Origin of the sequence: Anaerophaga thermohalophila str. Valhall (genome assembly GCF_000250735.1) — a bacterium.
GTDB classification, from domain to species: domain Bacteria; phylum Bacteroidota; class Bacteroidia; order Bacteroidales; family Marinilabiliaceae; genus Anaerophaga; species Anaerophaga thermohalophila_A.
Window position 1 is genome coordinate 1 of record NZ_AHZV01000264.1, and the last position, 21937, is coordinate 21937.

Annotated in this window: 13 protein-coding genes; all 13 read right to left on the reverse strand. The window is 43.4% G+C overall.

All coding sequences use genetic code 11. From position 1 onward, the window contains the following. Positions 1–357: 357 nt before the first annotated feature. The 13 genes from OQ5_RS24795 to OQ5_RS23585 all read right to left on the reverse strand — a co-directional run bounded on the left by OQ5_RS24795 (position 358) and on the right by OQ5_RS23585 (position 21906). Positions 358–1740, reverse strand: a complete 1383-nt coding sequence (locus OQ5_RS24795) for a glycosyl hydrolase family 95 catalytic domain-containing protein (protein WP_255297554.1) — start codon at positions 1738–1740, stop codon at positions 358–360. Beyond that, the gene (locus tag OQ5_RS24800; protein ID WP_255297555.1) at positions 1697–2827 is read right to left on the reverse strand and encodes a glycoside hydrolase family 95 protein; all 1131 of its coding nucleotides are present in this window, start codon (positions 2825–2827) and stop codon (positions 1697–1699) included. The genes OQ5_RS24795 and OQ5_RS24800 overlap by 44 nt, the downstream gene beginning before the upstream one ends. A gap of 217 nt (positions 2828–3044) precedes the next feature. Then, positions 3045–4625: a glycoside hydrolase family 43 protein gene (locus OQ5_RS0114200; RefSeq protein WP_016778124.1), complete on the reverse strand. Its 1581-nt coding sequence runs from the start codon at positions 4623–4625 to the stop codon at positions 3045–3047. Between the two features lie 435 nt (positions 4626–5060). Further along, positions 5061–6197 carry a nucleoside hydrolase-like domain-containing protein gene (locus OQ5_RS21195; RefSeq protein ID WP_369688199.1) on the reverse strand — a complete coding sequence of 379 codons (1137 nt, stop codon included), beginning with the start codon at positions 6195–6197 and terminating at the stop codon, positions 5061–5063. Further along, positions 6130–6465, reverse strand: a complete 336-nt coding sequence (locus tag OQ5_RS23905) for a nucleoside hydrolase-like domain-containing protein (RefSeq protein WP_218054550.1) — start codon at positions 6463–6465, stop codon at positions 6130–6132. Before OQ5_RS23905 ends, OQ5_RS21195 begins: the two co-directional genes overlap by 68 nt. Before the next feature lie 85 nt (positions 6466–6550). Further along, the gene (locus OQ5_RS0114215) at positions 6551–9157 is read right to left on the reverse strand and encodes a glycoside hydrolase family 31 protein (RefSeq protein WP_016778126.1); all 2607 of its coding nucleotides are present in this window, start codon (positions 9155–9157) and stop codon (positions 6551–6553) included. Positions 9158–9181: 24 nt separating this feature from the next. Next, on the reverse strand, positions 9182–10558 hold the full coding sequence (locus OQ5_RS0114220) for a glycoside hydrolase family 43 protein (RefSeq protein WP_016778127.1): 1377 nt from the start codon (positions 10556–10558) through the stop codon (positions 9182–9184). A gap of 268 nt (positions 10559–10826) precedes the next feature. Continuing rightward, positions 10827–12227: a family 43 glycosylhydrolase gene (locus OQ5_RS0114225; RefSeq protein WP_016778128.1), complete on the reverse strand. Its 1401-nt coding sequence runs from the start codon at positions 12225–12227 to the stop codon at positions 10827–10829. A gap of 22 nt (positions 12228–12249) precedes the next feature. Then, a complete protein-coding gene (locus tag OQ5_RS0114230; protein ID WP_016778129.1) occupies positions 12250–14637 on the reverse strand; it encodes a glycoside hydrolase family 127 protein in 2388 nt (795 codons plus the stop codon). Positions 14638–14651: 14 nt separating this feature from the next. Then, positions 14652–17039 (reverse strand): glycoside hydrolase family 31 protein, encoded by a 2388-nt coding sequence (locus tag OQ5_RS0114235; RefSeq protein WP_016778130.1) that lies wholly within the window; start codon positions 17037–17039, stop codon positions 14652–14654. A 13-nt stretch (positions 17040–17052) separates the two neighbouring features. Further along, positions 17053–19650, reverse strand: coding sequence for a xylan 1,4-beta-xylosidase (gene xyl3A, locus OQ5_RS0114240; RefSeq protein WP_016778131.1), 2598 nt, complete (start codon positions 19648–19650; stop codon positions 17053–17055). A 56-nt stretch (positions 19651–19706) separates the two neighbouring features. Beyond that, a complete protein-coding gene (locus OQ5_RS0114245; RefSeq protein WP_176694092.1) occupies positions 19707–21641 on the reverse strand; it encodes a TlpA family protein disulfide reductase in 1935 nt (644 codons plus the stop codon). Further along, positions 21538–21906, reverse strand: a complete 369-nt coding sequence (locus OQ5_RS23585) for a hypothetical protein (protein ID WP_026055312.1) — start codon at positions 21904–21906, stop codon at positions 21538–21540. Before OQ5_RS23585 ends, OQ5_RS0114245 begins: the two co-directional genes overlap by 104 nt. Positions 21907–21937 lie beyond the last annotated feature (31 nt).

Below are 21937 nucleotides of genomic sequence, written 5' to 3' on the forward strand. Positions count from 1 at the left end.
TATGCTTTTTATACCGCACTCATAGTTATAAATGTGGTTTAAAAAATAGAATGCAACATATAGATTACGTCAAACTACATTTTAACTATAAACAAATTGCAAGTTGTCATTAAATTCGTGGTAGAACCCAAAAATTATTGTTTCACAACTTGTCCCAATTTTTTCGGGAGAGCAACACGGAGCAGGCACAGAGTGAGAATTGGTATTTTCAGATACCCCGGGGCATGTTCTAATTTCAATGTACCATATTCTCTTTCTTTTCCATGCTCTTCGCCCCATGCTCTCCGCCCCATGCTCTCCGCCCCATGCTCTCCGCCCCATGCTCTCCGCCTTTCTCTATAGGTTGCTTTTTGTATATCAGTTTTCTAAAATAGTATACGTTTCCCCGGCCTCAGTTGGAAAATCATACAAATAAGTCTTAGGCAAGTTGGTTTTTGTTAATTTGGCTTTTTCTGATATTACAGGGTCTTTGATCTTAGCCTTTTCGAAGAAAGGATTAGGATTTGTACCGGAAGCTTTTTTCAATTCTGTATCATCATTCAAAACCATTTCATTCGGAACCCGGATTCTGCAATTTCCGCCCAGTGTCGACTTTATTTCGGCTTTAATTAGTTGGCCGTTTTCCCATTTACAATTGACTTCAAAGCCTCCCGGCGTTCTAAGTCCTGTTATCTCTCCATTTTTCCATTCATCGGGCAAAGCAGGTAAAAAATGAATGGCGCCGTCATGACTTTGCAGCAGCATTTCTGCAATACCGGCTGTACATCCGAAGTTTCCGTCTATCTGGAATGGTGGGTGCGCATCCAACAGGTTGGGGTAAGTTCCTCCTCCTTCTCCGGCGTTGTTATCCGTACCAACCAGAGTGAGCTGGTCTTTGATCAGCTTGAGGGCATGATTTCCGTCAAGCATGCGAGCCCAGAAGTTTACTTTCCACCCCATTGACCACCCGGTTGATACATCTCCCCGGTGTTGAAGGGTTGTGCGTGCAGCTTCGAATAATTCGGGTGAGGAATAGGGCGAGATTTGGCTGGAAGGATGCAAACCATACAGATGCGAGATATGACGGTGCTTATCTTCAGGACTGTCTAAATCTTCCATCCATTCCTGTAATTGTCCGTATTGACCAATTTGCATGGGAGGCAGACGGTCAAGAATTTTCTGGTATTCACTGATGAGTTTTTCATCCTGATTCAGCAATGTTGCTGCTTTAATTGTTTTTGAAAACAGGTCAAACAGGATTTGGTTGTCCATAGTTGCTCCGGCAGTAACAGAAGGTCGTCCGGCAGGAGCATTCTCAGGTGAATTGGAAGGACTGACCACCAGCCATCCATTGGTGGGTTCTTCAATGAGAAAATCCTGATAAAACCGACAGGCGGATTTCATTATTGGATAAACCGATGCGAGATATTCCAGGTCGCCATTGTAAAGGTATTTCTCCCAAAGATGTTGGGTGAGCCAGGCGCCTCCCATTGGCCACATGCCCCAGAAGGCACCGTCTATTACTCCGGAAATACGCCAGATATCTGTGTTGTGATGGGTTACCCAACCGTCGCATCCGTACATGGTCTCAGCGGTTTGCGCACCGGCTTCCGACAGTTCTTTAACCATTTCTATCAGAGGTTCGTGCAATTCAGGAAGATTGCATTTTTCGGCCGGCCAGTAGTTCATTTCCGTATTGATGTTGATGGTGTATTTACTATCCCATGCAGGATGTGTGCTGCCATTCCAGATTCCCTGCAAGTTGGCCGGCTGGCCGCCCGGGCGAGAACTTGAAATCAGCAAATAACGTCCAAAACTGATAATAAAGCGTTACCAGTTCGGGATCGTTGGTCTGAGAAAAGTTTTTCACTCTGATATCTGTTGGATGCTCGCTGGCCGGGGTAGTGCCCAGATTAAGGTAAGATCGGGTGAAGTATTCACGATAGTCGCTGATATGGGCCTTCTTTAGTTTTGCGAAGGTTTTTTGGGAGGCTTCTGACAGAAACTTTTGACATCGCTCATTTTCATCTGCGGAGAGTGTCTTGTAATCAACGAAATTGGTGGCTATCGATATCAGAATAACCACTTCATCGGCTTTCGTTACAATGATTTTGTTTCCATCAGGCTTTATTTCTCCGCCATTATTCATGATTTTGGCCCGGGTGTTGAATTTTACCTGTCCCTCCACACCTTCGTGGGAGCTGGATATACCCGTCATTTCCAGTGTGTTTGCGTCCAATGCCTGCGTACTTCTTGCCAAAGGCCCGTTCAGACTGGCTGTAAAGGACAGACTTCTGCGTTGGTCGGACGATAACTTTACAGCAATGACCTGATCGGGGAAAGAGGCAAAAACTTCCCGTTTAAAGTTCACACCATTTACTGTGTATGTGGTTGAAAAAAGAGCATTCTCAATGTCGAGTTCACGGTAATAATTGGTGTAATTCTCATGCTCGTCGAAAGAGAGGTTTAAATTACCTATGGTCTGATACATGGAGCCATGCAGCTGTTCTGCGACCATGTTCTCATTAACCATCTTTTCGGCCTCATGGTATTTACCCTCGAAAATTAATTCCCGCACTTTGGGCAGAGCTTCCAGGGCTTTGGGATTGTCGTTGCGCGAGGGGCCACCTGACCAGAAAGTCTCCTCATTTAGTTGGATTTTTTCATTGGCCGGATCGCCGAATACCATAGCTCCGAGGCGTCCGTTACCGATGGGCAGCGCTTCGTTCCAAACTTTGGCCGGTTTATCGTACCATAGTTTAAGATCACTTTCTTGTGCCGTGTCTTTGTTACAAGCTCCCCAAAAGAGACTGAGGAGTATTGCTGATAAAATCTTTAATTTTTTCATGATTTATTGATATTCTTGAGTTTAGAGAGTGTCCAAAAAGTCCCCAATTAGAGAAAATAAATACCATGCTTGCGTCAGCAAACATTGTATTTCAATTAGTTACACAGAGTTCTCAGAGCCCATCACAGAGGTGCACAGAGAAAAACTGACTTTTTAGACAACCACTTATTGACTGGTGTCTATTTTCAATTCATGTTTGCGTTCTGCAGGGACAGACCTAATCTGCCACTTCTTCAATTATTTCGTCACTAATTTTGAAATGATCGAAATCAACGAAACCTCCGGTTGTTTCGGTGGCAAACGAGAACAGGCCAAAGCGATATCCCATAAAGTGTTGAGGTAAGGTATAAGCCATTTGCAAAGTCTCTCCAATGGGCTTCCAATCTTCGCCGTTCAGGCTGTAATAAAACCAGGCTTTGTCGGTTCTGTTTCTGAAATCGCAATCGATTTTTAACCAGATTTTATCCTGCTCCAGTGGAACGGTTTCCAGTTCTACAGGTTCTTCGGTTTCTGCACTCACCATCACCACTGACCTGGAGCCGTTACTCATTTTTACCCCAACAAATCCGTATCTGTTTTGTAATGCTACCAGACCGGCAACATCACCATCTTTCATGCCTTGAACATCAACAAGGGTAGAAGCAGAACTTACCGGACCAAAGGTACGTTGTGTCAGTGTATTTCGGGTTTGCTCCACGTTTCCATCTATGCGTCCGTTGGTAAGCCGCAAATAGCCTTCTCTTTCGGTTAAAGACCAGTAGCGATTGTCGGGGTTATGGTTCCATTGCCAGGCAAGTGCCAGCTTGTCGTCCTCAAAGTCATCCGATGTAACTATACCGGAAGCCCCGATATTTTTAACAGGAATATCCAGTGTGTCGGGTACTTTACCGTCCATCCCCAAAACAGGCCATCCGTCTTTCCACTTCATGGGCATAATGTATGGGATTCTGCCGACAGAGCCATAATCGCGAAACATGTAGGCGTACCATTCACCTTCCGGGGTGTCTATGATGCTTCCCTGAGCAATTCCACGGTCTTTGAGAGCAACCTTCCCTTCATAAGGGCCGGTGATCTGGTCGGCACGGTGTACTACAACCGTTCGCATGCCTCCCCGTGGCCAGGTAATATTGAAGACGTAATATTTGCCATTGTGCTTAATAACCTGAGAACCTTCGGCATGGAGCATCAGGTTATCGGAAGCTACCTTCCCTGCATCAGGAATGATTACCCGGTTGATGCCATCAGGTTTGATGCCGGATAAATCTTCTTTCAATTCGGCAATCCGGATATCGCCTCCGCCATATATCATATAGACTTTGCCGTCGTCATCGAAGAAGAGTGAATTGTCGTGCAAAACCGGCTCAAAGGTAATGGCCTCCCAGGGTCCCTTTTCGATGTTAGTGGTTTTATAAATGTGTGTTTTCCCCGATGTTGCCGAAAAAGTAGAAATATAGAATGTATCCTCATGGTAACGCAGGCTGCTGGCCCAGGAACCCCGTCCATAAGCGTTCTGGCCATTTTCAAGACGCAGTGCTTCATTATTGGCCAGTGTGTCGTAAGCATAGTTCACGATCTCCCAGTTGACCAGGTCTTTGGATTTCATGATGGGTACGCCAGGACTCATGTGCATGGTAGTGCTGCTCATGTAGTAGGTATCATCGACGCGGATCATGGACATATCGGGTACATCGGCAAAAATTATCGGGTTGTGAGCGAACTGTTTCTCTACGGCTTCGGAGCAGGAACTGCCCAGGAACCCGGAAATAAGAATGATTATTATTGAAAAATGTAATTTCATTATTTAAAGATTTTATTGTTATTGATAAATTGATTTTAGTGTGTTTGAGTGGGAAAGGCGGCAGTTATTTACCAGTTTTAAGCAGGAATGGGTTTAAATCCACTTAGTGTCTTACCCCTGATATTCGTGTTTTTTTGCAAAATATTTTCTAAATGGCCGGCCATACCATTTGTTGTTTGGATCAGCTAATTTGCACGAATTAACGCGAATTAACGCGAATTTTAGTCGCATTAAAGATGCGACAATAATTCGTTCGTGTCATTGTCAACATCATAATTGATTTTTTCAGGTGTTTTCGAACTCCTTCCAGTCGTTTCGTTGACGACTAAATATAGTTACGTAGCAATTAGCTAATCCGAAAAATCATGATCTGAGCTTTTTGTTTTTGGTTCTGGCTCGTTCAGGTTCAGGTTCAGGTTCAGGTTCAGGGTATTTTTATTCCGGTTCAAAGATTATTCTTCTATAGCCGGTCAGATTATGAGTTCCATTATCGGTTACTTCACAAATAATATGAAATTTTTTGCCGGCTGAATCGGAAGGGACATGAATGGTGGCAATGCCGGATTTGCTATTCGAAATTTTAATATCCCCGGAATAGGTTCCTGCCTCAGGTATTAACCACCATTTATAGCTTAGTTGATCGCCATCGGGATCAAACGTTTTTGTTGCATTAAGCCTTATCTTTTCTCCTGTTTTGCAATTTATCTCAATGGGGTTGATGCCTTTATCCCTGTTAATGATTACAACCGGATTACGGTTACCCTTTCCTTCTTTGGCCCAATCCATACGAGCGGCAAAATTGTTGAAAATAGCCGGATAGAAATACGAAAAATATTTTGTGCTAATGTCATAGGGTTTACCAGTATAATTGGTGTAAGACCGAGTCAGGCTGTCGCGCCCTAAGCCAAACTCAAAATAGCCGCTCCAGCTAACTTGTGTAGGAACATTCGGGTCAGATAATCCATTCGGAATGACGTGCATAAATGACGGTGTATCTCCTTCAACGCCATATTTATATTTAGGATATAACGCACCGAGGTTACCATGATCCTGGATGTGTCGGGCGTATTGATCCCAATTATTTCTGCCTGTTCCGTTTTGATGTTTCCATGCACATTCATCCCAGAAAAACAACAGATCCTGCTCAAATTTCCTCATCCATTGATGCGAACTGTTGGCATAATTTATTGTGTCGCCTTGCGACCATGGACGATCCTGATCAGTGATTGTGTAAATGCGGAATTTGCGTAAAAAAGACTTTAGCTCTTCCGGCGACCGTTCTTGTTGCACGCGCCAGATGGACTGGGCAAATGTATTGCCACCACCCCAGACTGTTATCCAGATTGGGCGGTCGTCATTTTCATCGGCCAGGTCAATGATCAGGTTGCTTCCTTCAGAATCGTTTCCTTCGCCAATGAATTTCATTCCCATTTTTTTGCTTCCCGTCACAGTTCGGGATCGCAAATAATCGGGAGTAGGCCAGTAACCTATATGCTGCTTTGATTCATCGGCCGCAAAATCTTTCTGCCCCGACCTTTTTTTTAAATTTTGGCAGATCTTTTTCATAAGCATTTAACGCATCATGGATGAGATCAATACGTTCATTACCGCCGTTATTACTCCAACCTGTGGTGGCAATGAGTGCTTCAATTTCAAACTGGTCAGCATGGACAAGCAATCGAATCATAGATTCCATATCATCCGGCTCAATATCGTTGGGAGCGATGTCGGTAAGCACTACAATTCGTGGTTTTAAGTTTCTCTTTTCCGGTTCTTTCTTTGCGTATGCTTGTGACAGGATACAGCTTGATATGATTATCAGTATGTACTTTAGTTTCATTTTTGTGAAATTTGATTTTTTATACCTGTATTCAAAAACACACATACTGTAAAAATTTTTTGCGAGTTTATAGACACGCACTAATTTAAAGTTTTATTTCTATTTTACTTCCACTGTAAGTAACTGTTTTTTTCTTTTCCTCCCTGGCTATACCCATACCGGAATCTTCGTTTACCAGAACAATATTAAATACCCGTGTCTTTAAATATCCCGGGTATTGGCCTTCCCGGTCACCAATGACAAGGGTTTGATTTTGTTCATTGTATTCGAAGGGGACTACTGAAAACTTTCCGTTTTCGTAGTTGTAGTTGTCTCCTTCATCTTCGTACAAACTGAAACTACCGTCAGCTCCCTGGTATATTCTTATTTCCAATGAATCAGCATTGCTTTGTCCGGTGTGTTGTGATATTTTGTCCATTGGAACGATGGAGCCGGCTTTAACAAAAAGCGGGATTTGATCCATGGGCGCATTGGCATTGATGGTTTGTCCGCCATTGAAATGCTTACCGGTCCAGAAGTCATACCAGCTTGTCGTTTCCGGCAAATAAACCTCTCTTTCTAAAACATCAGGTTGGGTAACAGGGGCGACCAGAAAACTGTTACCAAACATATATTGATACAGGTGATTTACAGCTTCTGTATCTTCTCTGAAATCCATGACCAGGGGGCGCATCATCGTAGAACCATTTTGGGTAATATTCCAGGCTTCGGAGTATATGTATGGGATGAGGCGGTATCGTAAATTCAACATTTTCCGCATATTGGCTTCAACAGTCGGCCCGTATTTCCATGGTTCTGTCTCCGACTGGTAACCGTGCACACGGAAAATTGGATTGAAAGTTCCCCATTGAAACCACCTGGTGAGCAATTCATGATATCTTTCATCCGTATATTGTGACGGGCCTGGGCGGAAAAAGCCACCGATGTCAGAAGTCCAGTAAGGTAACCCGGTAATGGTGAAGTTTAGTCCGGCAAGAATCTGTCTTCTGTAGCCATCCCATGTGCCCCCAATATCGCCCGACCAGTTGATCATGCCATATTTCTGTTGTCCTGAAAAGGCCGAACGGGTAAGGATACAAACTCTTTTGTCGGAGGTTGTATTGCGTTGACCTTCGTACACAGCTTTACTCACCATCAACGGGTAGGTCAAGCGGTAAAAATTACCAGGTCCTATATGCGTTTGGGTTCCTTTGAGGGCATCATTCTCAGGTTCTACTGCATCCATCCACCAGGCATCCACTCCGTGAACAAACAGATTTTTATTCAGTGTATTCCAATATTCCTGTCTTGTTTTCGGATTGAAATAATCCAGCCACTTACTGTCGGGGATAAAGAGATTTTTCTTTACGAACTCACGGCCCAATTCTGAGTTCTTGTCGGGGTTCGACCAGATGGATATGCAAAAACGGGCATTCATGTCATGAATTTCACTGATAAAACCGGACGGGTTAGGGTAATTTTCTTCATCTAACTGTGGTACACCCCAGCCTTTGCTTCCCCAGTATTGCCAGTCCTGTACAATGACATCCATGGGCAGTTCTCTTTCACGGAATTTTTTGACCGTTTCCACAAGTTGCTGGCCGGATGTATAACGTTCGCGGCATTGCCAGAAACCATAAGCCCATTTAGGAAACATAGGTGCATTTCCTGATAAATTACGATATGAAGAAATTACCTTGTCAGCCGAAGGGCCGTAAAAGACCACGTAATCCAGCTCTTTGGCGTTGGGCGATCTGAAGATGGTGGAATTATCATTGAGTTTCCACGATAATTTGGGCTTGTTGTCAGACTTACAAATTATCTGGACATTGTGTTCTCCTTTTTCAAGGTTTGCAATTGTTCCTACAGTAGGAGGGAGCCACATATTGGTCTGGTCAATGTATGGCTTACCATCTATCACGACATAATAACGATTCCCCATATCGCCCAGGTCAAGGAACACTGAGTATTCTCCATCCTCCGGAACACTGAATTGCCCCGTGTAAAGGGTTTGATTCTGTGATACTTTTTGTGTCCCTGCAGTTGTTGTTACTTCAATCAATTCTTCATTTCCGGCAGGTTGTTCCTGCTTTTTCAATTCAATAAAATTGTCTGCGGGATTGTAATCGGTAAGTCCATACTGATGCCATAACAACCCGTAGCCTTTGCTGGAATAAATAAAGGGTATGGATATCTGAGAGTTGACCTGTGTCAATCGCCGGGTAACTCCCTTCAGATTATAGTGACCATCCTGGAATTGTCCAAGCCCAAAAATAGACTCATCTTCGGGTGATTCAAAACCTTGTTCTGCGATGAAGCAAGGCTCTCCTTCTACCGAATCAGGAACCAGTCTCCTTGAACCGGCTTTTTCCTGCAGAAAAATTTCTCCGGTGGGCGAGGCATAAGACAAACGACCTGTTTTTTTATCTACAACGACCTGGAGGTTCTTGAGTGTTACAGCTAATTTAGAAGAGGTTTCTGTTGTTTTAAATTCTGGTGTTTCGGGGTTGTTGGTAAAGATAAACTCGGGGATTTCCGGTTCTTCTTCTTTAAATAGTTTAATTCTCACTGCATTGTCGGATGCGGGATATATGCCAAGGGTTCCTTCTGGCAAATCGATGTTTATTCCCTTCGACACCTGTCTGTAATTAAACTCTTTCGTGCACCCTGTAAAGATGAGAAAAACAACAATAAGTAAGCTGAAATATTTCATGATTGCTAATGGTTGATGGTTCGATTATTTGAGAAACTCCCAGTAATCAAGATTAAATAACTCTCCTTCACCACCTTTGAAAACAAAAAACAAGTCGTGAACACCTTTGTGATTATCTGTTCTGGTGGTGAATGTTTGCCAGTTTCTCTCACTCCCTGTTTTTGTTATTTCACAAACTCCTAAAAGCGAACCATTTTTGGAATCCAGTCGAATTTCAATTTTTCCTCCGTTCAGTGGTTCCGCTCTGACCGTGAATGTTTCAGCACCCTGTTTGAAATCAACACTACGGACTTTGATAAAATCGCCGCCGTCAACGTTGGTAACATAGACACCTGTTTTATCGTTGGAGGCGGTTTTCAGTCCTTCCGACCACGCAATGGTTTCTGCTTCAACTTTTTTAAAGGGGTTCAGGTTCGCTACACTTTCTTTTACCCCTTCTTTTGTGGGTGTAATCAGGGGAATAGACCCGTCATCATTATATTCGAACTGTTCGACACTCACCGAACGTTTAAAACCTTCTCCACCTGATAAATCCTGGTCGTGATAGAAGAAATAGGAGTTTCCTTTAAAATCAACTATTCCAGGATGGTTGGTGAAGGCCAGATGAGGGGCTCTTTCCATGATGTAGCCCTGATAAGTCCATGGCCCCTCAGCCGTAGGTGCGGTGGAATAGGCAATGTACTCGGGAATGCCTCCGGCCGCATAAACCAGGTAATAAATATCGTTTCGTTTATAAAACCATGGGCCTTCGGTGTAGTTGGTAAGGTGCTTCCCGTCTTTAGCTTTACTTTCTCCAAATGACTCTGCATTCATCTCCACAGCGACAATCCCGTTCTTACCTATGGTGCGATCGTACGAAATCATATCCTCGTTGAGTTTCACATAGAAGAGCGACGGATTTCCCCAGTACAAATAAGCCTGTCCATCGTCGTCTATAAAAACCGTGGGGTCGATGTCTGTCCAGACATCCTCACTGTCAACGATTAGCCTGTGTCCCAAAGGGTCATGAAACGGGCCGGTTGGCGAATCGCTCACCAACACGGAGATTCCTTCACCATGAACAGGCACGTACAGGTAAAACCTGCCGTTTCGTTCAATGCATTGGGGAGCCCATGCTCCATTTGTTTTGTCGAGCCACTCAAAGTTCTTTAGAGAGGCGACTGCTCCATGGTCGGTCCAGTTTACCATATCATCTGACGAATAACACCGCCAGTCGAACATGGTAAAGAAATTATTGACTGTTGTGTCCTCGTCATGTGATGTATAAACGTAAACTTTGCCATTATGCACCATAGGTGCCGGGTCGGCAGTGTAATATGTTTGTACTATGGGGTTTTGGGCAATGTTTGAAATGCATATACCCAGACTGAAAAGTGGAAATAATAACTTGTTGATATTCATGGTTGTTTGTTTTTATTGCATTAAAATACTTTAAATTTTATCCGTTCAAAATCAAATAAGCGATTCCCTATTAGTTGCCTGCTTATGGTATTATTGATGAGTGCGCTCTAAAAAGCATCTTTGTTGCCAAACTCTTTGTTGTTTTAATTTTTTGCATCCTCATTAACAATGGGTTAACTCCGATACAAAAATTTAAAACGCCTTGATTTTGATAAAAATATGTCTTTTTATACCACACTCATTGATTGAATGGCTCCCTTTTATTCTTCTATTCTTCTGATGCCTTTGCAGGGTAAAACTGCCACCAGTCAAAATAGAATAAGTCTTTTTCTCCTGTGAAAACAAAGTACACATCATGAATTCCCGTGATGTCGTTGACCGGTGCTGTAAATGTACTCCAAATGCCCTCTTCGCGTGTGGTATTTACGTCAACCGTAGCGATGACCGGTCCGTCAATTTTATCGGCCCGTATTTCAATTTTTCCTCCGTAAATGGGGGATACACTCACTTCAACCGATTCAGCGCCGTCGGAAAAATCAACGCCTTTTACTTTTATGTAATCACCATGATTTATGGCCGTTACAAACAAATGATCGGCAATCTTTTTCCCCCTGTCCCAATCGAAATCTCCTTCCCACTCTGTTTCAAACCTGGTCTTTACTCCTTCGCTCCAGGCCATTGTTTCTGCTTCAACACGTTTGAAAGGATTCAGGGGTTCTACTTGTTCAGGCCCTTCAACTGACCAGTAATGCCGGTTTTGGATGGTTCCGTCGGGATTGTACACCATTTCATCCATATCAACCGAGCGGCGCTCATAGAATTTTGGGGTGGTTTTTTTCAGGAGGTCGTAACTATGACCGAAGCAATACCATTTTCCCTTAAATTCAGTGATGCCCGGGTGATTTCCCCTGGTTTTTTCCGATGCATCGACAATCATACCCTTGTATTCCCAGGGGCCTGTCGGAGAGTCGCTCATGGCATATCCAATTCCTTCGGGGCAACAGGTGGAGGCATAGGCCATGTAGTAATGACCGTCGCGTTTCCAGACCCAGGGTCCTTCCTGATAATTTTCGGGCGTTGTGGGCTCTTGTATGATTTCGCCCGAATAGGAAATCATGTCCTCGTTCAGCTTCACGTAATACACTTTTGGGTTTCCCCAATACATGTAAGCCTGCCCGTCATCGTCAATTAAAATGGTAGGATCGATGTCGTGATGGCCCTGTTTAATAAGAGGTTTTCTGAGCGGATCTTTGAATGGGCCGTAAGGATTATCGGCAACCAAAACCCCGATGCCAACTCCTCCCGGCATAGGGCAGTAGAGGTAAAATTTTCCGTTGCGTTCTACACATTGTACTGCCCATGCGCCATTGTCGTAAGGAACCCAGTTGAAATTGTCTAATGATGCCACTACGCCGTGCTCTGTCCAGTTCACCATGTCGGTCGAATAATAGAGCAACCAATCTTTCATTTTAAAGCCCATGGCATCGTCTTCATCATGGCTGGTGTAAAGGAATACCGTGTCGTTGTGTACCATGGGTGCCGGATCAGCAGTATATTTTGTCTGAATGATGGGGCGTTGAGGAGGGGCGTTGTTTTGAGCATGCCCATTCAATACAAACATAGCCAACAATAAAAAAGTGGCCATTTTACATTTTTTCTTTAGTACCATAGTGTTTATTTTTTTAATATTTCTATTTAATCAGACGGATATAATAGACCCCTCCGGCAGTATTTCCTGGTAAGGCCTGGAATTTTACCCTGATTTTTTCTTTTCCCCTGACCATTGAGTTGGGAATATCATACTCCACATTAAAAAACTTTGATTGATTCCATCGTCCGGTATTATCTTCGGTCAAAAGCTTTTCATCATCAATGTAAATATCAAATTTGCGGCCTCCCCATTCGGCACCCCAATAGCGCACATTAAGACTAAGGTCTGTTTCGGAATTTGTTTTCATTTCGTAGCTAAAATATCCTCCCCGGCTTGCGTCACGGTAAAACTCATTATGCGTGTTTCCCGAACCTGAATTTTCATTTTGCATATCGTGGTCGGTCTCGGGTTGTTGTTCACCTGTGGCCACAAAGTCAATCGTGCGCTTTTCGAACGCTATCTTTTCATTTTCGATTGCTGATAAAGAATCCAAATACGACTGATATCCATCGTTTGTAAGCGCCAGCCAGTAAATCATATACCTGGCATCGTGAATACCGGAAAAAGGTTCAAGTTTTACATCAATAGGATTTATCATTTTCACGTCAAGCGTAAAAGTTAATGGTTCATCCTTCACAGGTACCAATTTTTTGGCAATATTCTCAATATCATCTTCCACGAGTATTGGCGCTTTGTCAATTGGCAACATTTCCCCTCCCGGGTATTGATCCCAACGTCCATCGCCGGCCAGCAACCCTTGCAGATCGTTTGTTCCTGTTTTGGCGCCAAGCAAAACGGGGCCATGCATAAAAGCGATGTAATCGGGCACATTGGGCAAACGCTCAATGGTGTTATGCATGGGCAATTCTATTTCCAGCACATCGCCTTTTTCCCAGTTTCTGTCGATACAGATATAAGATGAAGGAAGGGCGGAATAGTGCACCGCTTTACCGTTTACTGATGTTTTGAGGGAATCTTCCTTTATCCATCCGGGATATCGAACCATCAATTTAAAGTTTGATGCCCCTTTTGTTACAGTAAGTTTTGTTTGTTCTTCGTAAGGAAAATTCGTTTCCTGTTTGATGCTCACTTTTTTATCCTTCCAGTTCAATTCTGAAGCAATAAATAAATTAAGAAACAATGAATCAGCTGAATGAGTGTAAATGAACTGGTTGTATTTGCTATGATTTTCCATTCCTGTGCCTACGCAACACCACATAGCATTGTTGGGAGTAGAATAAACCCTGTAGTGACGAGGGCGTGCAGATGTAAAATAAACATAGCCACCATGTTCCGGATGTTGGGTTGAAAGAATGTGGTTGAAGAGGGTGCGCTCGTAATAATCGGCATAATTTGCCGATGGCTGCATACGGAACAAGTCTTCAGTCAATTTCAACATGTTGTATGAGTTACATGACTCAGGACCATCCACATCGTTGATATAGTCTCTACATGATTCAGCGCTGGGGAAATGTTCCCTTCGACTGTTGCCCCCAAAAGCCAGGGACCGGTTTTCTGTAATTGTTTCCCAGGAAAAGCGGGCGGCTTTTTCGTATTTTTCATTGCCACTGAGCTCTGCTATCCTCGTGAAACCAATAAATTTTGGTATCTGCGTGTTGGCGTGCTTGTTGTCGAGGTTGTCGATCTTTTTTGACAAGGGGTTCAGCAACTTTTTGTGCGAATACCTTTTTGCGGCAGTCAGGTATTTTTCATCACCTGTCATTTGACAGGCATCGGCAAATATTTCGTTCATGCCGCCGTGTTCCATGTTCAGCATTGTCTCCATTTGTTTATCGCTGAGGTCTGATGTGATGCTGATGCCCCAATCGCAGAATTTCAAGAACATATCTCTGGCCGTGTCGTTGTCACCATACAACCAGGCATCTCTGAGTCCGGCATACATTTTATGCAGGTTGTAAAAAGGCGCCCATGCAGAATTATAGATACTGAAATCGCCCTTTTTGAAAGCGGGCCATAAATTATTGCTGTTAGGGAAACCTCCCACATAGCCAACGCCCCAATCCGAATTGTTAACGTTATTTGCTTCCTGGCATTCTTTAAGTTCCGAAAGCATATATTCCATACGTTTCCTGCACTCTTTATTGCCGGTGGCCGCGTAATTCATGGCCATGGCCGACAGGTAATGCCCGGCAATATGACCATCGAGACCTGACCAGTTGGGATAACTTTCGGCCTTTTGGGGCAACCCGGCTACCTTGCGATAAGGTGCTAACAAACGGTCAACATCGTATTTCAAAAGCACATCGATGTTCAGGTCGCGGGCATGCTTAAATGGCCCATCAAGTAATGTTACGTCTGAAAGTGGAAAAGTATTTTTGTAAAGTTGATCCTGAGCTTGCGATGAGTTGTAAGACGTTAAAAAACACAAAAATACAACAATAGCTAATTCTAATTTTGTTATTTTCATCTTTGTTTTGTTTTCTATAGTTTAACGTTGACTCTCTTACCCTTATATATTATCGTTTTGTCGTACTTTTCTGCATTTACTTTGTCCGTTTTGTCCGGTTTAACGATTACATTAAATTTTCGCTCAGCCGGCATTCCTGGGAAAGAGCCTTTCCTGTCGCTTATGGTCAGGGTTTTCCTTGAATCATCCCAACTAAACCTGATGGTTGAATATACCCCTTGCTCATAATTGTAGTTATCATTCTCATCTTCATAGAGCGTGAATTCACCATCAGCTCCTTCGTAAATCCTGATTTCAAGGTTGTCCCAGGGTTTCTCTTCGGCATATTGAACATCCGGGCCAATAGGAATTATGGAACCTGCTTTGACATATAAAGGCATGATGTCAAGTGGTGTTTCCCTTGTGATGATTTGTCCGCCTTCCAGCATCTCTCCTGTCCAAAAGTCAATCCACCTGGTGCCGGCTGGCAAGTATAGCTCTCGTTCTTCGACCATGCTAAAATCTGCCTGTCCATTCTCATTATACATTCGCTCGGTTACCGGGCAAACCAGGATGGATTTGCCAAACATGTATTGATCATCAATATTAAGTGCTTTCTTATCGTTCGGAAAATCCATTACCAGGGCACGCATCATGCTCGACTGGTTCTTGCTCACATCCCACGAAGTGGAATATATGTATGGTAGCAAACTATAGCGCAGGTTGATGTATTTTTCGATGGCATCGTAAATCGGTTCACCTTTTTTCCCAAACTGGTATATTTCGCGCGGGGCATCGGCTCCATGCGAACGCATCATAGGACAGAATGCGCCAAATTGGATCCATCGGGCATACAGTTCCCGATAATCAGCGTTTTGTAGCGGGTTTTGGTAATCCCAAAGAAAGAACCCGCCTATATCGCTGTTGTAATGAGGAACCCCACACAGGGACAAATTTAAACCTCCTGATATCTGCTTGCGTAAGGCATCCCAGGATGCTACAACGTCACCCGACCAGGTATTGGCGCCATAGCGTTGCTGTCCGGCAAAAACCGAACGGGTGAGAATAAAAACACGTTTATCAGAAGTTACTTTGCGCTGATGTTTGTAAACACCGCCCACCGTCATTAACGGGTAGGCATTGCGAACTTTGCGAAACGAGCCCAGATAGGTTTGGTTGTCAAAATCGGAAGGTTTCGGGTCGAAATGGTCGGGTTCGGAGGAGTCAATCCACCATCCGTCCATGCCCAATGAGAAAATGCCTTTATTCAGGTACTTCCAGTAAATATCGCGTGCCGCCGGGTTGTATGCATCGTAAACCCGCACTCCCGAAGGATAATCGGGATTGGGTGGCCATTTGAATGAACCCGATTCGGGCCAGGTTTTAAAGTCGAAAAGAGCATTGATGCTGTCCAGCTCGCGATAGGGTTTGGTATGAGGTCCAAATGAATTCCAGATTGAAATAATCATGTGTGCATTCATATTATGCACATCGTTGACCATTTTTTGCGGATCGTAGAATTCTTCATTAAGGAATTCCATGGCATTCCAGAGGTAATTATTGCCCCAATAACGCCAGTCCTGGATAATGCCATCGAGTGGCACTCCCAGTTCGCGGTATTTCCGTACAACACCTACCGTTTCGTCCTGACTTTTGTAGCGTTCCCTGCTTTGCCAGTAACCATAAGTCCACAAAGGGAACATGGGCACCTGCCCGGTTAATTTGCGCATTTGGGCAACCACGCCATCGGCATTTTTACCGTACATAAAATAATAGTCGATGCCATCGCCAACTTCCGAACTAAATGAAGTTTGTTCCTTGTTATCGCTGAATGTCGTCGGTGAATAGTTATCCCAGAATAAGCCATACCCCTTGTTCGACTGGAAAAATGGCACAAAATCCTGCGTGTTATTTTGAACCATGTGTACTTCGATGTCGCGTTGTACCATTTTCCCGTTTTGAAGAATACCTAACCCGTAAATGGCTTCATCCTTTTCCAGTGCGAATGATTGTGAAACGCTGTATGTTTCATTACCGGCATCGTTAAATTTTGTGAATTCGGCACTTGCTTCTTTTTCACTCAAAAGCGGTTGACCCGTTGAGGTTTCGAATGAAACAGTTCCATTGTTCATGTTCAGTGTCACCAGCAATTCATCGCTTTCCAGGATTAAATCTTTCCCGTCAAGCCTGACATCAATGTCTGTTTTTTGAGGCCTTTTTATAACAGAGAGACTTTCTTTAGTAAAGCACGATTTTTCAGGCGATTTTAAAACTCTTACTATTGAGGGACTGAAAAATTGAATCTCATAATCAGTATCTTCAATAGAAGTTTTTATTCCTATGTCGGTTTTCAGATACGACTGAGCACTGCCATGGGTGATAACGGCAAGGATTATGAATAATACTGCAAAAGCGCGTTTCATAGTTAATGTGATTTTATTGGATGCTTACTTCTAATTGTTTTAAATCCTTATTATCCGAACTATTACCGTAATAAAGTATATAGTCGCCGGGAGTCACCGCCATTTTTCTCTGGCTCCAGTCATAAAATTCAAAAGTTGAGGGAGGTAGGCTGATGTTAGCCTGCCTGGTTTTTCCGGCAGGAACTTCCACTCGTTCAAACCCCTTTAAGGTTTTAAGTGGTCCGTCAATGTCGTTTACCTTGCGAACATAGACCTGCACGATTTCAGTTCCATCGCGTTTTCCGGTATTTTTAACAGGAATATTAATGCTGATGGTCTCATCAGCTTTTATTGTCGATTTGCTCAGTCGGGCTTTACCAATCTCGAAACTGGTATAACTGAGTCCGAAACCAAACGGGAAAAGATGATCGGTAGTGTAACGGTAAGTCCTGCCTTCCATGGAGTAATCTTCAATGTCACCCAGGTTATCAGAGTTCCGGTAGAACGTAAGCGGAAGTTTTCCTGCCGGGTTGTAATCACCAAAAAGTACATCAGCAACAGCTTGTCCACCTGATTCTCCGGCATACCAGGCCTGAAGAATAGCGTCGCAGGATTCGGTTTCCGGTTCTAACGCGATTGCCGAGCCGGAACAGTTCACAAAAATCACGGTTTTACCTGCCTCTTTCAAAGCTTTGAGGCAGTTTCGCTGCACCGACGGAAGCTCAATATTTGTGCGATCGCCACCTTTGAAGCCGGGATATGAAACGGGCATTTCTTCTCCTTCAAGAGAACCTGAAAGACCGCCTGCAAACACGACTGTTTCAATGTCTTTCAGTTTTTTCAGGAGAGCAGTGTAGTCCACATTTTCTTCTCTTCCAAAATCAAGTTCGATATTGGCTTCCCAGTTTTCACGTTGGGCATAGCGGATTTCTATTTCATAGGTTTTGCCGGCCTCCACATAAAGAGGGAATCTTGCGGGTATTGTTCTCCAGTTGGTATAGCTTGCCAGGGTGTCACCGTTAACAATCAGTTCGAAAAAGCCGGTGGCTCCGCCCTTAAATACTATTTCTTCTGATACTGTTGGGGTGAAGTCTGTTTCATATATGGCAGAAAAATCTTCCAGTTTTACGCCCGGTGCAAACTCATGCTGTCCGGCGGCAGTCAGTTTTATGGGATTTACAAGTTGTTGTTCGACAACAGGTTCTCCTTCAAAATTCGGATGATTCCAATAAGTGGCTTTAAAGCCCTGTTTTTGGTCAATCTTTCCTTTTGAGAAGTAGCTGACCGTCACTTTATCATCCACCAGGTCAACTGCTTTGTCGTATAAAATATTGTCAGAGGGTACTTTGGTTTTGATACCATCCAGGATGGTAATGGTTCTTATGGGCGTTCCGTTGTAATTGCCCCACAGCATCTCTTCATCATCAGCATTGGGGCCGATAACCGCAATTTTTTCTGTGGATGATTTATCCAGGGGCAGAACATTGTTTTTATTTTGCAACAAAGTCATTGATTGTTGGGCCATTTTGTAGGCCAGTTGTCTGTGTTTTTCGTTATTAAGGACAGAGGCGGGTATTTGAGCCCAGGGAACAAGGGAATTGTCATCCATCTCTCCAAGGTCGAAGCGTCCTTTTAAAACACGCATTAAACTTCTGTCGATGTCTTCTTCTGTGATCAAATCTTTTTCCAACGCTTCGGGCAACATTTTGTAATGATAGTTGTCCCAGATGCATTCCAGGTCGGTTCCTGCCAGAAGTCCGGTGGCAGCAGCATGAACAGGTGTGGAAGATATCCCGTGGGTGGTATGAAAATCGGTGATGGCACCACAGTCGGCAACAACCATATACTCATAGCCCCATTCATCACGCAGGATACGTTGGAGAATCCTGAGATTACTGCAACAAGGTTCGTCATCCAGGCGGTGGTAGGCACACATCACTTGTCTTACATCGGCTTTCTGAACCAATGCTTTAAAAGCGGGCATGTAAGTTTCGTAAAATTCCCGGGGATTGACATCATTGAGATTTAGTTCATGCCGGCTCCATTCGGGGCCGGAGTGCACGCTGTAATGTTTGGCACAGGCCAATAGTTTGCGGTATTTCGCATCTTCAGGCCCTTGTAAGCCCTTGACCACCTGAACTCCCATACGCGACATCAGATACGGGTCTTCGCCGTAGGTCTCCTGGCCACGGCCCCAGCGTGGATCGCGAAAAATATTTACATTGGGTGTCCAGACGGAAAGACTCAGAAATCTTCTGTTTTCTTCTCCTCTTCGCTGAGCCTGATGGTATTTGGCACGTGCTTCATCCGAGGTAGCATTAAATATTTCAAAAACCAGCTCATCATTGAATGAAGCTGCCATACCTATGGGTTGGGGGAAAACTGTCACGCTGTCGTTGTTGGCATACCCGTGCAGGGCCTCGCTCCACCAGTTAAATTTCTTTATGTCCAGGCGGGGAATGGCTTCAGACTGGTCACACAACAGACGTGCTTTTTCTTCTACGGTTAGTCTGGAGATAAGGTCTCTGGCCCGTTCTTCAGAGCTCAAATCGGGGTTCTGAAAAGGCAAAACCTGCCCTTTTACAGTGATCGATATAAGCAGAACTGCTATTAAAAAGAGTTGTTTTTTCATTTTTAAACTATGTAAAAATTATAAACAAATGGTATTCTCAAAAGAGAACTATTTTTCTATTTATCCGACGGCAATATTTTCTTCAATTCCTGTTCAAAATTATGCATTCGGAAATTGTCATCGATTACATCACCTTTTTGGTCTATTACCACATAATGCGGAATGCCATTAAAACGGAATAACTGGCGCAACATATTAAACTCGTCGTTTGAAATACGGTAACTGTTCTTCAATTCCTGTTCTTTTATAAAATTGGTGTAGCTTTTTTCTGGGGAACTACGTTCGTCAGTGATAAATACAAAGTCAAAATCGGGATTATCAACATATTTTTCACGAGTTTCTTTCATATTTTGGATGCTTCCCAAACAAGGACCACAAGTGGTGGCCCAAAAGTCGACAAATAGCACTTTGCCTTTGTGTGGGGCTATGATTTTTTTGAATACCTCGGTGCCTGGTTCATCAGGAAGGGGGTGAGCTGCAATTTTTTCTGAGGTAGGAAAGTTTTTATTGAAAAGTGCATCTCCTGTAGTCGTGAGGTAGGGGGACTTAATACCCTGTTTGAGGAATTCCCAGTACACTGATGCCTTTTCTTTCGATTCTGCATTATTGAAGGTAAACTCCAATGAGCGTGTTTTGGTTATTTCATACATCAAATTGGGTTTAAGTCCAAGAGTGTTTACTAGAATGGAATCTTTACTTTTCCAAACGTCTATTTGCATTTGCGTTTGATCAGGCTGTAGAGGTGAAACGTATTTTTCTGCATATTCCTGAATTTGGTCTTTGTATTTTTGGTTAAAAGTTTCAGATAGTGCTTTCATTTGTTCTAACTGTGAACGCTCTTCATCGGTTAATTGGTCTTTTACTGCAATAGTCAGGAAATTGCGTTCATCTTCTGACAATGTGATTTTTTCTTCATTGAAGTATTGCAAGAGGTTTTTTTCAGGCTTTTTCCGGTTCTCAACCGAGTTCTGATAGTACTTTGATTGTGCTTTATTGAATAGTTCGCAGAACTCGAACCTGTTAATAAACTCACTGAACTCACTGCACACTAATAAGCTTGGGTCGTTGAGAGGCAGGGATTTTAAAAAGTCGTAATAATTTTCAGGTATTGGCATTTTCAATATCTCGTTTGTGCTGTCCTGCTGGGCGAAGTGGTCTCGATTTAGGGTGTAATTAAACAAGTTGTTGGCATTTTTGAGCATGATTCTGTTGCGCAGCAAAGTTTGTGCTTTGACCGAAAGGGGCTGTTTTTTTAAGTAGTTTTCAAACCGGGCCAGGTTCTTTTGATAAGAAGCAAGTTGGTCGGCTTTAAAATCTTCCGGAGCCATTGTTTTTCTCTTTTTATCGTACTCAGCGTAGTTGAACTGACTGGTTGGATAGTTCATTAGTTCCTGATTGATTGAGGCCAATGAGCCGCGAAACTCAATTTGATTAAATTGGTAACGGATGTTTCGACGACGATCATAGGTGAGAAATTCGTCCCAATCGAGTATCATGCAAAGGGTTTGTCCCGGTTCGATATAGAAAGGAACCATTACACGTTCATTGAACAATGCCCAGGTATATTTTGGCATGATCATAGGAATTTCGGCTTCGAAACGTCCATCTGGCTCAATGCTTATGACAATGGGGAAATCTTCGTTGGTGAGTTCGTTTTGCGCATATACTATTCCGGTAGAAAAACCAGCGCGTGGGTCGTACCCTTTTATACAGCCAATCAGGCGGGCTGGTTCTTCATTGAAGAATGTGGATGCATTGTAGTTGGGCATTGCTGTTTTGGGGGCTTTTGCCAATTGTTCCTTCAACCATTTGTCAATATTGGGTGAAATCTCTGCCTGCCTACGTGATTCAGTCTGATCCGGATTAAGTGACAGTCCGAATATTTTATCATTGAAATCGTATTTTTTTTGTCGAGGCCGGTAGTGGTGGATATACCAGTACAATTGTACTGTCGCCCGAATCGGGCATCCAGATTTTTTGATTGAACTCACCTTCCCTGATTTTTCTTGCATTGTATTCAATGCCAGTGTCACAGTCGCGAATAAAATCAGTTTCGTTGAAGGATACCCACCAGTGTGGAACAAAAGTCAGATCTAGGGTAAGTAAGGTAGCTGAATCGGATTGTTCAATCTTTGCTACATTATATATACCCGAGTTTTTGAATTCGTACGCGGGATTCATGATCGTTTTCGTTTGTGCCACTGCGGCTAAAGAAAAGCAGAACAACAGAATGGGAGTTAGAGATGTTGATTTCATTATTAGATGTTTTAAATTTTAAGAAATAATA